13 protein-coding genes are annotated in these 13303 nt (G+C 66.7%); 6 read left to right on the plus strand and 7 right to left on the minus strand.

Features of this window, described 5'->3' with window-relative positions:
* Positions 1-80: 80 nt before the first annotated feature.
* Positions 81-836, minus strand: coding sequence for a TetR family transcriptional regulator (locus tag ACV7NQ_RS14255; RefSeq protein ID WP_463360089.1), 756 nt, complete (start codon positions 834-836; stop codon positions 81-83).
* A gap of 96 nt (positions 837-932) precedes the next feature.
* Positions 933-1067 (minus strand): hypothetical protein, encoded by a 135-nt coding sequence (locus tag ACV7NQ_RS14260; protein ID WP_463360090.1) that lies wholly within the window; start codon positions 1065-1067, stop codon positions 933-935.
* A 472-nt stretch (positions 1068-1539) separates the two neighbouring features.
* Between ACV7NQ_RS14260 and ACV7NQ_RS14265 the strand changes: the two genes are divergently transcribed.
* Positions 1540-1929 carry a hypothetical protein gene (locus ACV7NQ_RS14265; protein ID WP_463360091.1) on the plus strand — a complete coding sequence of 130 codons (390 nt, stop codon included), beginning with the start codon at positions 1540-1542 and terminating at the stop codon, positions 1927-1929.
* Between the two features lie 33 nt (positions 1930-1962).
* Complete coding sequence (locus tag ACV7NQ_RS14270) at positions 1963-2916, plus strand: alpha/beta hydrolase (RefSeq protein WP_463360092.1); 954 nt, start codon at positions 1963-1965, stop codon at positions 2914-2916.
* 141 nt (positions 2917-3057) lie between these two features.
* On the opposite strand, the gene ACV7NQ_RS14275 is transcribed toward ACV7NQ_RS14270, so the two are convergent.
* On the minus strand, positions 3058-3255 hold the full coding sequence (locus ACV7NQ_RS14275) for a hypothetical protein (protein WP_463360093.1): 198 nt from the start codon (positions 3253-3255) through the stop codon (positions 3058-3060).
* A 255-nt stretch (positions 3256-3510) separates the two neighbouring features.
* Here ACV7NQ_RS14275 and ACV7NQ_RS14280 point away from each other — a divergent pair, with 255 nt between their 5' ends.
* From ACV7NQ_RS14280 to ACV7NQ_RS14295, 4 genes are all read left to right on the plus strand, one after another.
* Positions 3511-4155 (plus strand): class I SAM-dependent methyltransferase, encoded by a 645-nt coding sequence (locus ACV7NQ_RS14280; RefSeq protein WP_463360094.1) that lies wholly within the window; start codon positions 3511-3513, stop codon positions 4153-4155.
* Between the two features lie 81 nt (positions 4156-4236).
* Entirely contained in the window at positions 4237-5499 is a 1263-nt protein-coding gene (locus ACV7NQ_RS14285; protein WP_463360095.1) for a bifunctional glycosyltransferase family 2/GtrA family protein, read from the plus strand.
* An 8-nt stretch (positions 5500-5507) separates the two neighbouring features.
* Positions 5508-7616 carry a glycosyltransferase family 39 protein gene (locus tag ACV7NQ_RS14290; RefSeq protein ID WP_463360096.1) on the plus strand — a complete coding sequence of 703 codons (2109 nt, stop codon included), beginning with the start codon at positions 5508-5510 and terminating at the stop codon, positions 7614-7616.
* 471 nt (positions 7617-8087) lie between these two features.
* Entirely contained in the window at positions 8088-8459 is a 372-nt protein-coding gene (locus ACV7NQ_RS14295) for a hypothetical protein (protein ID WP_463360097.1), read from the plus strand.
* 35 nt (positions 8460-8494) lie between these two features.
* Here ACV7NQ_RS14295 and ACV7NQ_RS14300 read toward each other — a convergent pair whose 3' ends face one another.
* From ACV7NQ_RS14300 to ACV7NQ_RS14315, 4 genes are all read right to left on the minus strand, one after another.
* A complete protein-coding gene (locus tag ACV7NQ_RS14300) occupies positions 8495-9109 on the minus strand; it encodes a TetR/AcrR family transcriptional regulator (protein ID WP_463360098.1) in 615 nt (204 codons plus the stop codon).
* A 156-nt stretch (positions 9110-9265) separates the two neighbouring features.
* The gene (locus ACV7NQ_RS14305; RefSeq protein WP_463360099.1) at positions 9266-10048 is read right to left on the minus strand and encodes an enoyl-CoA hydratase family protein; all 783 of its coding nucleotides are present in this window, start codon (positions 10046-10048) and stop codon (positions 9266-9268) included.
* 91 nt (positions 10049-10139) lie between these two features.
* Positions 10140-11300 carry an acyl-CoA dehydrogenase family protein gene (locus ACV7NQ_RS14310; protein ID WP_463360100.1) on the minus strand — a complete coding sequence of 387 codons (1161 nt, stop codon included), beginning with the start codon at positions 11298-11300 and terminating at the stop codon, positions 10140-10142.
* Complete coding sequence (locus tag ACV7NQ_RS14315) at positions 11300-13300, minus strand: acetyl/propionyl/methylcrotonyl-CoA carboxylase subunit alpha (protein ID WP_463360101.1); 2001 nt, start codon at positions 13298-13300, stop codon at positions 11300-11302. Before ACV7NQ_RS14315 ends, ACV7NQ_RS14310 begins: the two co-directional genes overlap by 1 nt.
* Between the last annotated feature and the right edge of the window lie 3 nt (positions 13301-13303).

A 13303-nucleotide genomic window follows, 5' to 3' on the forward strand; every position in this document is an offset into this window, starting at 1 on the left:
CCCGCACCGGCGAACGCTGGAATCCAGGGGTGGCCGGTGGGTCGGTCCTCGATGATGCGGCTCAACCAGAACAGCGTGGTTCACGTGGATGCGGCGGCCGAAAAAGCACGGTGCAGTGGTAGATCCGCGTCGATGACGATGCCGTTGAGGCGGGCATTGGCCTCTGCCAGTGCGGAGATGATCTCGGCCAGATAAGCCACGAACTTTTCGATCGGCATGGCGTTCGCCTGCACGCGATTCGCGCCGAGCCACCAATCCGTCGCCGAGGCGACGGCGCCGAAGATCGAGTAGTTGACCAGCTCGACGCTGGCCACCTCCACCGAAGTGTCCTCCAGCAGTCCGGCGATCAGATCGGCCGCCCGCTTGGCCGATTGGCGAGCGGATTGCAGCGCGCGCTCGGACTCGTGGGCCTGCTGGGTGAAGTGACTGTGCAGCATGAAGCGGAAGACATTCGGATGCTCAGTCACCACGAGCACGTACTCGGCGGCGCCGCGGCGAATCAGTTCACGCGCCGAGTCGTTCGTCAGGTCGAAGCTGGCGATGACTCGTTCCCAGAGCAGGTCGCGAACCCGGTCGACGATGGCGTTGTAGAGATCGGTCTTGTCCTCGAAATGCCGATACAGCTTGGGTTTCGCCGCACCCGCCTCCTTGGCGATATCGCCCATGCTGACCTCGGGACCGAACTTGTCCAGGGCACGGAACGCCGCATCGACGAACTCGCCGCGGACCTTCCTGCGATGCTCGCGCCACCGCTCGGTGCGAGCATCGACGCGCTTGGGTGGCGCCTCGTCTGGGTCCCGGCCGCGTTGCGTCACGAAATCGACCGTACCAACCACTTACTCCATCTCGGACATCCATGGCCTGCCAACCGGTGCCGCTAACCGACCAGGTAGCGGTCACCTTCGACTAGGCGGCCACGAAGTCGCCGGGTGTCAGCGCTTCTTGGGCAGGAAGGTGGTCTCGGTGGCCGCATCCCCCGCCGACTTGGCCTTCTTCTCCGCTCGCTTTTCCTTGAGAGACTTCCCGGACTTCTTCGACATGCCACTGCGCGGAGATTTATCGGACATCGTGGTCCTTTGATTGGAGACCTGAACGGTCCCGTTCCCCCGACCGTACGCTACGCCGAACAACTCGAGCACCGATCCGAGTCGCACACCCGGATACCGTTGCCGCCGCACAATGCTCAGACGGCAGCCTCTGGTGTCCGCGCGAGCACGGCTTCGGCTGTCCAATCCAGCACCGGCGCAAGGCTTTCCGGGGAGAGCTAGCCATTGATCACCGATAGCAGCTGGAAATATCGCTCCCAGCGCGTCGGCGGCCGTGTTCAACCACTCCACCAGCCCGCGCCGAAGATCGGCGTCGTCGGGGAGGCCGGTGACATCCACGTACCGCTAGATGATGCCGCGCGCGGACAAAGTGTGACAACGGTGCGCGGCCAGTTGCCGAAACAGCAAGAAAACTGGCCTGCCCTTGCCGCGCCCGGCGATCATTCGAAGACGGTGGCCGACCCCACCCGCGACCGCGACAGGAGCACGACACATGACCGAGACCTCCGAATCCAGCGCCACCCAGCAGTTCTGGGAGGAGTTCTATCGAGAACGCGACCAAGTCTGGACCGGCAACCCCAACCCGCTGCTGGTGCGGGAAGCCGCCGAGCTGACGCCGGGCAGCGCGCTGGACCTCGGTTGCAGGGAAGGCGGCGACGCCATCTGCAGCGCAGCGGTCGGCTCATCCCGGCGCGGACGGCATCGCGGATTCGGAATGGAAGCTGTTGAGCAGCAACGTCTATCACCACCGAACGCGCCTGGCGGCAGGGCTGCGCCAGCGGAAGTGGTGGCGGTTCGACGATACGAGGCCATCACGTCCTGCACCAGATCTATTGAAGGTAATGGTCTTTCGTATCTAAGCTGCAGTGGCACGCCTGGATGAGAGGCGTAAAGATTCGGGCGGTATAACGGAATTATGACGGCTGCAAAGCATTTGGCCGCGCTCCTGAGCACGATTGCGGTCTCGGTGGCTGTATCCGGCCTGTCCGCCTCTCCCGCCATGGCCGTCCCGTCAGGCGCGGATGTGGTCGGCGAGGAGCTTCTCGGCGGGGCCGCGTCGAAGGTGGATGTCTACTCGCCCGCGATGGATCGGGTGGTGATGAACAGGGTTATTCGGGCTGCGGGCGGTGGCCCGGCGCCCACGCTATATCTGTTGACGGGTGCGGGTGGTGGTCAGGACGGCATCTCGTGGTGGGACGACACAGACGTCCGAGAGTTCTTCGCCGACAAGCACGTCAACGTGGTGATGCCGGTCGGCGGCGGCTACAGCATGTACACCGACTGGATCGCCGCTGACCCGGCGCTCGGCCGTAATCGGTGGCAGACCTATCTCACGCAGGAACTCCCGGCAGTCATCGACGCGCGGCTCGGCACGACGGGACGCAACGCCATCGCCGGGGTATCGATGAGCGCGGGTTCAGCACTCGACCTTGCTATCCAGGCTCCCGATCTCTACGACGCGGTGGCGGCCTACAGCGGGTGCCCATGGGCCTCTGATCCCCTCGGGGTGGCCTTCGTCAGCGCCGTGGTCGAGCGAGGCGGCGGGAACCCGGTGAACATGTGGGGCACACCTGGTTCAGATATGTGGCGCGCGCACGACGCATTCGCCAACGCGGCCGGCCTTGCCGGGAAAACCATCTACCTGTCGGCCGCTTCCGGCATTCCCGGCGCGATCGACCGGGGCGGACTACCTTTCCCGCCCGTCGAGGCGATCGCGAGCTCATGCACCTCCGCCTTCGCAGCCAGGCTCGCCGACCTCGGCTTGTCCGCAATTCACGTCGATCGCCCCGCGGGCTCGCACACCTGGGGTCAGTTCGAAACAGACCTACACGATTCCTGGCCCCACTTGGCCCGCGCCATCGGCGCCTGAAACTACTAGATGGGTGCTTCCCGGCTGGTGACCGTCGGGTTCGCGTTGACCGGCGCGAAAGCCGACGAATCGACGATCAGCAGAGCTGCTCGGCCAGGAAGTCTTCCCAGGTGCGCTTGCCGAGATCGGGTCCGTCGAGGTTCAGGTTGACGCGGGCGCGGTCAGTTCCGACACCAGACCCGACGCCAACGCCCGCGCCGTGCGCCGCGTCTCCACCCGCGTGAACCGTTGCGCTACAAGGCCCATCAGCTCCTCGAACAGCTCCGCGCCGGCACCAACCTCTACGCTGTGGACCACGGCCACTGCGGCGCCGACGACCACGTCACCTGCCACATCCACGCGATCGAGCCGCCTCAATGAAGGGCAGCTCCCAGAGGTGCTGCGGCCGGCCGAGGTTGCGCAGGATCGCGGCGACACCACGCACGCCTCGATGAAGGGCAGCTCCCAGAGGTGCTGCGGCTCCTCAATGGACGAGGAAGACCGTGCGGCTTTCATTGCCGAAACAGCAAGAAAACTGGCCTGCCCTTGCCGCGCCCGGCGATTATTCGAAGACGGTGGCCGACCCCACCCGCGACCGCGACAGGAGCACGACACATGACCGAGACCTCCGAATCCAGCGCCACCCAGCAGTTCTGGGAGGAGTTCTATCGAGAACGCGACCAAGTCTGGACCGGCAACCCCAACGCGCTGCTGGTGCGAGAAGCCGCCGAGCTGACGCCGGGCAGCGCGCTGGACCTCGGTTGCGGGGAAGGCGGCGACGCCATCTGGCTGGCCGGGCGGGGATGGCGGGTCACCGCGATCGATGTCTCCGCGACCGCCTTGCAACGGGCCGCCGCGCACGCGCGGGAGGCGGGCGTCGGGGAACGCATCGTGTGGGCGGAACACGATCTCACACAGTCGTTTCCCAGCGGATTGTTCGATCTGGTTTCGGCGCAGTTCTTCCACTCACCGATCGAGCAGGCGGACGAGCGGGCCACGGTACTGCGACAGGCCGCGGCAGCCGTGGCGCCGGGCGGGGTGTTGCTGATCGCGAGTCACGCGGGATGGCCGTCGTTCGTCGAGCACCCGCACATCGACGTACACTTTCCGACCATGCCGGAGGTCATCGACGAGCTCGGTCTGGACCTGGATGCCTGGCAGGTCGAGACCGCGGACGAAGTCGAGCGTGAGCTCACCAGCCCCGAGGGGCAGGTCGGGCACCGTACGGACACGGTTTTGCGGATTCGCCGGATCCGGTAGCGGTTTCGGTGGGCGCGGTCCCCAGCAACCTCACAGCTGGGACCCAGCCGCACACCAGCGCGGTTGTCGAAGGTTGTCATTATGACCGAAACCGCGACCGCCACGCACCGGGCGGAATCGACCGATGCGGTGATCACGCCCGTGCTCGACGTGGTGATCCCCGTCTACAACGAGGAAACCGACCTCGGTGTCTGCGTGCGTCGGCTACACGAGTACCTGCGCGACGGGTTTCCGTTTCCGGCGCGCATCACCATCGCCGACAACGCCAGCACCGACGACACCATGCAGGTCGCGCGGCTACTCGCCGACGAGCTCGCCGATGTGCGAGTAGTGCACCTGGACGCCAAGGGGCGTGGCCGGGCGCTGCGTGCGGTGTGGGAGCACTCCGACGCCCAGGTGGTCGCCTACATGGACGTCGATCTGTCCACCGATCTGAATGCGTTGCTGCCCTTGGTGGCTCCGCTGATCACCGGGCATTCCGATCTGGCGATCGGCACCCGGTTGAGCGCGTCGTCGCGGGTGGTGCGCGGACCGAAGCGGGAGATCATCTCCCGCTGCTACAATCTGTTGCTGAAAGCCTCACTGCAGGCGCACTTTTCGGATGCGCAGTGCGGTTTCAAGGCGATGCGCACCGAGGTGGCGCGCAGACTGCTGCCGCTGGTGCTCGACGGTGAGTGGTTCTTCGATACCGAGCTGCTCGTGCTCGCGGAGCGGGCCGGGCTGCGTATTCACGAGGTGCCGGTCGACTGGATCGATGACCCGGACAGTCGCGTCGATATCGTCGATACCGCGCGCAAGGACCTGCTCGGCATCGGGCGGCTCGCCCGCGCGCTGGCCACCGGCGCACTGCCACTGGAGGAGTTGCGGCAGGCGATCGGGCGGGAGCCGCTGGTGCCGGGCGTACCGCTCGGGATGGTCGGGCAGCTGGTGCGGTTCATGATCGTCGGGGTTTTGAGTACCCTCGCCTATCTCGCGCTTTACCTTGTGCTGCAACCACTTATCGATGCACAGCCCGCGAACTTCCTCGCGCTGCTGATCACCGCAGTGGGCAATACGGCGGCCAACCGCGCGTTCACTTTCGGGGTCCGTGGGTCGCGCGGCGCCGTGTCGCACCAGTTCCAGGGCTTGGTGATCTTCGGTATCGGCTTGGCACTGACCAGCGGATCACTCTTCGCACTACACCACTGGGCGGCGCCCCAAGCCGAGATTCATCTCGAGCTCTTCGTGCTGGTGATGGCGAACCTGATCGCGACGCTGATCCGATTCGTCGGTCTGCGTTGGGTTTTCCGCAATCCGCGCGGCACCGACCATGCGGCCAGCAGCACCGAGGGAGGTCGTCGATGATAACGACGATGACCACAACGCCGCCGACCACAACGCCGCCGACCACAACGTTGCCCGATCAGTCACGCAAACGTGAAATACGCTGGGAATACCCCGGATTGGCCGCTCTGCTAATCGGCACGGCGGTTGCCTACCTGTGTAATCTCAGCTCCAGCGGCTGGGCTAATGCGTTCTATTCGGCCGCGGTGCAGGCGGGTTCGAAGTCGTGGGAGGCGTTCTTCTTCGGGTCGTCGGATGCGGCGAACTCGATCACCGTCGACAAACCACCGGCCTCGCTGTGGTTGATGGAGCTATCGGTGCGGGCGTTCGGGCTCAACAGCTGGAGCATCCTGGTGCCGGAGGTGCTGCTCGGGGTGGCCACGGTGGCATTGGTGTGGGCAACGGTGCGCAGGCCGTTCGGCCCGGCGGCGGGTCTGCTGGCCGGGTTTGCGCTTGCGGTGACTCCGGTTGCGGCGCTGATGTTCCGGTTCAACAACCCCGATGCGCTACTGGTGTTCGTGATGGTCGCCGCGGCCTGGGCGATGACGCGGGCCGTGGAAGACGGCCGCACCCGATGGCTGGTGCTCACCGGCGCGCTCATCGGGTTCGGATTCCTCACCAAGCAATTGCAGGTGCTGCTGGTGGTGCCCGCGCTGGCGCTGACGTATCTGATCGCAGGACCGCCGAAGCTGGGCAAGCGAATCCTGCAGTTGCTCGCAGCGGGCCTGGCGATGATCGTGGCGGCCGGGTGGTGGCTGCTCACCGTGGAGTTGTGGCCGGCGTCGTCGCGGCCGTGGGTCGGTGGCTCGCAACATAATTCGATCCTGGAGCTGACGTTCGGCTACAACGGTCTCGGCCGGTTGAACGGTAATGAGCGAGGCAGCGTCGGGGGCGGCGGCGGAGGTGGCCTTCCGGCCGGGGGCGGCAGCATGTGGGGCAGCCCCGGTATCACCCGAATGTTCGAACCCACGCAGGGCGATCAGATCGCTTGGCTGATCCCGGCCGCGCTGGTGGCGTTGATCGCCGGATTTCTGTTGCGCGGCAAGGCCGCCCGCACCGACGGCCAGCGCGCCGCGCTGATCCTGTGGGGTGGCTGGCTGCTGGTCACCGGGCTGACCTTCAGCTTCATGGCGGGCATCTTCCACCAGTACTACACGGTGGCTTTGGCCCCCGCCGTCAGCGCACTGGTCGGCGCGGGCGCGGTGCTGCTGTGGCGGGATCGACAGCGGCTGTGGGTGCGGTTGATGCTGGCGCTCGCGGTAGGGCTTACCACGGCGACGGCATGGATGTTGTTGTCGCGCAGCACGAGTTTCCTGCCGTGGTTGCGGTGGACGGTGCTGGTTGTCGGCGTGATCGCGACCCTCGCGGTGGTGTTCCCAGCGCCGCGGAAGCTGTCGCTGGTCTCCGCCGTGGCCGTCGCGTTCGTCGGGCTGGCCGGCCCGGTCGCCTACTCCATCGACACCATCGCGACGGGACATGCGGGCGCGATTCCGTCCGCGGGTCCGAACACCCGCATGTGGGGTCATCGGCCACCGGGCGGCGGCGATGCCGGGCCGGTCGGACCCGGCGGCATGCCGGATGGACGAAACTCGCAGTCCAACAATCAGGTTCCCGGCAATGGTGGTCGGCCGACCGCCGGTGGCCGTGGACCGGCGGCCAATCCCAATGGCGTACCTGGCATGCCGCCGGGTGGCGCACCGGGCGCACAGCCAGGTGGCGGCGCAAACGGTCCCGGCGGCCCAGGTCAAAGAGGAATGATGGGTGGTCCGAGCGGTGGACTGCTCGGGGCGTCCCACCCCAGCGATCAGGTGGTGGCGCTGCTGGAACGCAACGGCACCGACTACACTTGGACCGCCGCAGCGGTGGGCTCGAACAGTGCGGCCGGATTCCAACTGGCCACCGAACTGCCGGTCATGCCGGTCGGCGGCTTCAACGGCAGCGACCCCTCACCTACTCTGGATCAGTTCAAACAGTATGTGACCGAAGGAAAGATCCACTACTTCATCGGCGGCAACAACCGCGGTCCCGGTCCTTCCAGCACCTCGACAAGCGCGCAGATCGCGCAGTGGGTGCAGGCGAACTTCACCGCGACCCAGGTGGACGGGGTCACGTTGTATGACCTGACCGCGTCACACTAGAACGCGATTCCAGCGGAACACAATTCGCCCGGTGCTGAGTCACCGGGCGAATTGTCGCTTCGACCCACTCGGCGAAGGTGAGTCCGCCCAGCGTGGCGTGCGCCCGGGCAGCAGTCCGCCGTTTTCGAACTGCGCGCGGTCCGGGTTCGCCAGGTCGCTCGACTCCTGGATCTGAGCCGGGCCGCCCCTCCGACCTGCCAGCACCGCGGCGGCACCCGCCATGGTCTCCGGCCGCGGGCCCGCGACCTCGAGGAACGGTCCGTCGGTGGTTCCCTGAGAGGACGACGCGGCCCACGCGAGTGTGACATCGGGAGTTGGATTCGGACCCGAGCCCGAGTCCCTTCGCAGCTTCGCAATCCCGATCTCTTTGGGTATCGCAACTTTCCAGCGATGATGATCTCGCGCGTGACGGCTCCAGTCGGGGAGTCGAGGCTTGCCGCCACCATAAGGGCACGCGCACAACAATCAGGAATGCAGTTGAGAACCTTCAGGAAACTAGCCGTCACCATCGCAGGCGCAGTGGTAGCAATCGCACTTACCATCGGATTCGCCTCCACCGCGGCAGCCGCACCGACGGCATCGCCCGAACCGATCGCCGCGGCATCCGAACAGCCGCCGCAGGTGACCTTTATACAGCTATGCCTACCGCCCGGCGACACCATCGGACTCAGGACAGCGTTGGGCGGGTTACTCGGCGCCACCATCGGCGGAATCGTGGGCCTGCCCTTCTTCATCGTCGGCGCGGTCCCCGGAGCGATCATCGTAGGACTCATCGGTGCCATGATCGGAGCCTCGTCGTACGCGATCGATCAGGGGCACCTCCAGGCACAGCGCATGTGCTAGCGGGCGATGCCCCCGGCAGTCGCCGAGTTGGATGATCAGCGGGGTGCGTTCAGGGCGGCGTGCAGGGTGGCCGCCCACTGCTGGACGATTTCCTTGCGGCGGGCGGAGTCATCGGTGAGGATATCCGCGAGACCGAGGCCGCGGGCCAGGTCGAGGGTCGCCTGAACGAGATGGTGGGCGAGCGGGTCGCTGTCGTCGACACCCAACGCCGCCACCGCGCGTCGATGGGAGACGCGACCGAATTTCGCTTCCAGCGGGACGATGTGTTCGCGCAGTGCCGGGTCGGCCGCGGCGTGGGTCCACACCTGCAGGGCCGCTTTGAACAGTGGGCTGGTGTAGGACTCGACAAGCCCGGCGACCACTGCCTCGGTGCGGCCGACGCCGTCGGCGACCGCGGCGACGGTCTCGGCCTCCACCTTGGCCTGGTCGGTCCTGGTGTCGAACATGTACTCCAGTGCGGCGGTGATCAGCTCTTCCCGGGTCGGGAAGTGATGCTGGGCCGCGCCACGCGACACCCCAGCCCGTTCCGCGACCACCGCGACCGTCGCGGCGGCCCAGCCCTTTTCGGCAAGGCAGTCGATGGTCGCCTCGAGCAGGCGCTGCCGGGTCGCGCGACTGCGATCCTGCTTGGGTTCGTGGGGTGTCGCCATCAGTTCACCTCGAGGATGTTGGCGGCTTCAACTGGATCGCAGCCAAGACCGGATCGAATCGGAGTATCGCCGATGCGGGCTGGGGCCAGTTCCTGTCGATCTTGCGTGCCAAAGCGGAAGACGCTGGCGGCACGAGTCGTCAGAGCAGTCACAGCGCTATTCTGCCCAGCTCGGTGGACGCCGCTGCAGGAAGGCCATCATGCCTTCGTGCACCTCGGGGGTACCGAAGAAGCTCGCCGAACGGGTAGCGAGTTCCTCGGCGCAGCTGTCGAACTCCGCCAGGACGGCCGCGTTGACCAGACGCTTGGCCTCTGCAAGGCCCTGCGGGGAGCCCTTGCGCAGCTCGCCGGTGAGCCGTGCCACCTCTTGCACCGGGTCGTCGGCGGTGACGGTGATCAACCCGATCCGCTCGGCGACCTCGGCGCCGAACTTCTCGCCGGTCAGGTAGTACCTGCTCGCCGCTCGGGCACTGAGCCGAGACAGCAGGGTCAGCGAAATCATGAACGGCGCCATGCCGATTCGCACCTCGGTGAGGGCGAAGCTGCTCGCGGGTCCGGCCACCACGATGTCGCAGGCGGCGACGATGCCCATGCCACCGGCGCGGACATTGCCGTCGATCTGCGCGAGCACCGGCTTAGGGGTCTCGACCAGCCTGCGCAGCATGCCGATCATCACCCGGGTGCGTTCGTCGGCCGCCACGGCCGGGTCGGCATTGCCGGCTTCGCTGAGATCGGCGCCCGCGCAGAAGGTGTTGCCGGTGTGCGCGAGCACGATCCCGCGCACCGCGGGGTCGGCCGCCGCGTCGTCCAGACCATGGAGCAGTTCGGTGACCAGCTTCGAGGACAGCGCGTTGCGGTTGTGCGGCGAATCGAGCGTGAGCGTCGCGAAACCGTCGCGGACGTCGTAGCGGACGTACGGTTCGGTGGATGTCTCGGTCATCGAGCCTCCTTCTGTGGATTCCGCGCCGTCCGACGCTGCCCGGTGGGTCCCCGGGTGCGCCTGGACCACGTGCTCGGTCGGGGCGACGGTGTCAGTAGGACTTCGGCAGGCCCAGCGAGTACTGGGCGACGAAGTTCAGGATCATTTCGCGGCTGACCGGTGCGATGCGACCGATGCGGGCGGCGGCCAGCATGGCGGCCAGACCGTATTCCTTGGTCAGGCCCGCGCCGCCGTGCGTTTGGATCGCCTGGTCGAGCGCCTTGATACTGGCTTCCGCCGCAGCGTATTTCGCCATGTTCGCGGCCTCGGCGGCACCCATCTCGTCGCCCGCGTCGTAGAGGTTGGCGGCCTTCTGCATCATCAGCTTGGCCAGTTCCAGCTCGATCTTCACCTGCGCCAGCGGATGCGAAATACCCTGGTGCGCACCGATGGCCGTCTTCCACACGGTGCGTTGCTTGGCGTATTCGACGGCGCGCTCGATCGCGTAACGGCCCATGCCGACGGCCATCGCCGCACCCATGATTCGCTCCGGGTTGAGGCCCGCGAAAAGCTGCATCAGCGCCGCGTTTTCCTTGCCGACCAGCGCGGTGGCGGGTAGCCGCACGTCATCGAGGAACAGCGTGAACTGGTGGTCCGGCTCGATGATGTCCATTTCCTGGGGCGTCTTGTGGAAGCCCTCGGCATCGGTCGGCACGATGAACAGCGCGGGCTCGAGCTTTCCGGTCTTGTGGTCCTCGGTGCGGGACACGATCAACACGGCCTCGGCCTGGTCCACGCCGGAGATGAAGATCTTGCGGCCGTTGAGGATCCAGTCGTCGCCGTCGCGGCGCGCGGTGGTGGTGATCTGATGCGAGTTCGACCCGGCATCCGGTTCGGTGATGCCGAAGACCATCTTGCCGCTGCCGTCGGCGAGCTTGGTCAGCCATTCCTGCTTCTGCGCGTCGGTGCCGTACTTGCTGATGATGGTGCCGCAGATGGCCGGAGAGACCACCATGAGCAGCAGACCCGCACCCTGCGCGGACAGCTCCTCCATCACCAGCGCCAGCTCGTACATGCCCGCGCCACCGCCGCCGTACTCCTCCGGCAGATTCACGCCGAGGAAGCCGAGTTCGCCTGCCTTGTCCCACAATTCGGAGAGCGGCTCGTTCTTGCGCGCCTTCGGCAGCACGTAGTCGCGGTAGTTGTACTTCGTGGCGAGGGCCGCCACCGCCGCCCGTAACGCCTTCTGCTCTTCGGTCTCGATGAAGCTCATTACTTCTCCTGGTTGTCTTCGTTGACTGGATCGACCACAGCGAGTACGGCACCCATGTCGACCTGCTGGCCGACGGTGACATTGAGGGCGCTCAGCACGCCCGCGGCCGGGGCGGAGATGGTGTGCTCCATCTTCATGGCTTCCAGCCACAGAATGGGCTGGCCCTGTTCGACCGGGCTGCCGACCTCGGCGCCGAGGCGAATCACGCTGCCTGGCATTGGGGCTAGCAGTGAGCCGGTGGCCACCTGATCGGCCGGGTCGCTGAAGCGGGGCAGCCTGCGCACGCCGACCGGGCCCAGCGACGAGTCGACGTACACCAGGTCGCCGTAGCGCGCGACGGCGAAATGCCTACGCACGAGGCCACGTTCACCCGGTACCGCGAGTACCACGCGATCCGGAGCCGACTCGACGAGTTCGAGACCTTCGTGACCGTCCACCGTCACACCGGTGCGGGTGAAGAGGTAGCCGATGTCGTGTGTTCCGGTGGTGCGACTCTCGTAGGACTTGCGTTGCGACTGCGACGGCAGATTCCGCCAGCCCGCGGGCAGGCCGCCGCCGACCCGGGCCGCGCGCCGATTGGCCGCCGCATCCGCCAGCGCGACGGCCACGATGGACAGCGCCTCATCGGTCTCGGAGACCAACGGCGCGCAGAGCGTGTCCAATCCGTGGGTGGCGAAGAACGCCGTGTCGGTGTCACCCGCGAGGAAAGCCTGGTGCCGCAGCACCCGCACCAGCAGGTCCCGGTTGGTGACCAGGCCGTGAATCTTGGCGCGGTGCAAGGCCGTTGCCAGCAGGCGGGCCGCCTCGGCGCGGGTATCGGCGTAGGAGATGACCTTGGCGAGCATCGGGTCGTAATGCACGCCGACGACCGAGCCGTCCACCACACCGGTATCCAGGCGCACACCCGGCCGGTCGAGGACATCGAACTCGGTTGTCACCGAGGGGATGGCGATCCGGTGCACGGTGCCGCTCTGCGGTTGCCAGTCGTGTGCCGGGTCCTCGGCGTACAAGCGGACCTCGATCGAGTGCCCGCGCAAGGCCGGTACCGACGGCGGCAGTTCGCCGCCCGCGGCGATGTCGAGCTGCAACCGCACGAGATCCAGTCCGGTGGTGCATTCGGTGACCGGATGTTCCACCTGCAGACGGGTATTCATCTCCAGGAAGAAGAAGTCTCCTGCCTCGTCGGCGAGGAATTCCACGGTGCCCGCGCCGGTGTAGCCGATCGCTCCGGCAGCCAGCCGGGCCGCTTCGAAGAGCCGTTCCCGCATGCCCTCGGTGCGTTCGACCAGCGGCGAGGGTGCTTCTTCGAGCACCTTCTGGTGGCGACGCTGGATGGAGCACTCGCGTTCGCCCACCGCCCAGATCGTCCCGCTGGTGTCCGCCATCACCTGCACTTCGATGTGCCTGCCGGTCTCCAGATAGCGCTCGCAGAACACCGTGGGGTCACCGAATGCGGACTCGGCTTCCCTTCGCGCCGCGGCGATTTGGGGTTCCAGGTCGGCGAGTGCGCGCACCACCCGCATGCCGCGACCACCACCGCCCGCGGACGCTTTGATCAGCACCGGCAGGTGCTGATCGGTGACCTCGGCCGGATCCAGTTCGGCGAGCACCGGGACGCCCGCGGCATCCATCATCTTCTTCGAGGCGACCTTCGAGCCCATCTGCTCGATGGCCTCGACCGGCGGACCGACCCAGACGAGTCCGGCCGCGAGCACGGCACGCGCGAATTCGGCGTTCTCGGAAAGGAATCCGTAGCCGGGGTGGACGGCGTCGGCACCGGTGGCCAGCGCGGCCTCGATGATCAGCTCACCGCGCAGGTAGGTCTCCGCAGGGGTGTTGCCCGGCAGCCGCACCGCGGCATCGGCCTCGACGACATGCGGCGCCGCGGCGTCCGCCTCGGAGTAAACCGCGACCGTGCCTATGCCCATTCGGCGGCAGGTGGCGAACACCCTACGGGCGATCTCGCCGCGGTTGGCAACCAAGACATTGGTGATTGTCATCCG

This window comes from Nocardia sp. Tas62D01 (assembly GCF_055232035.1).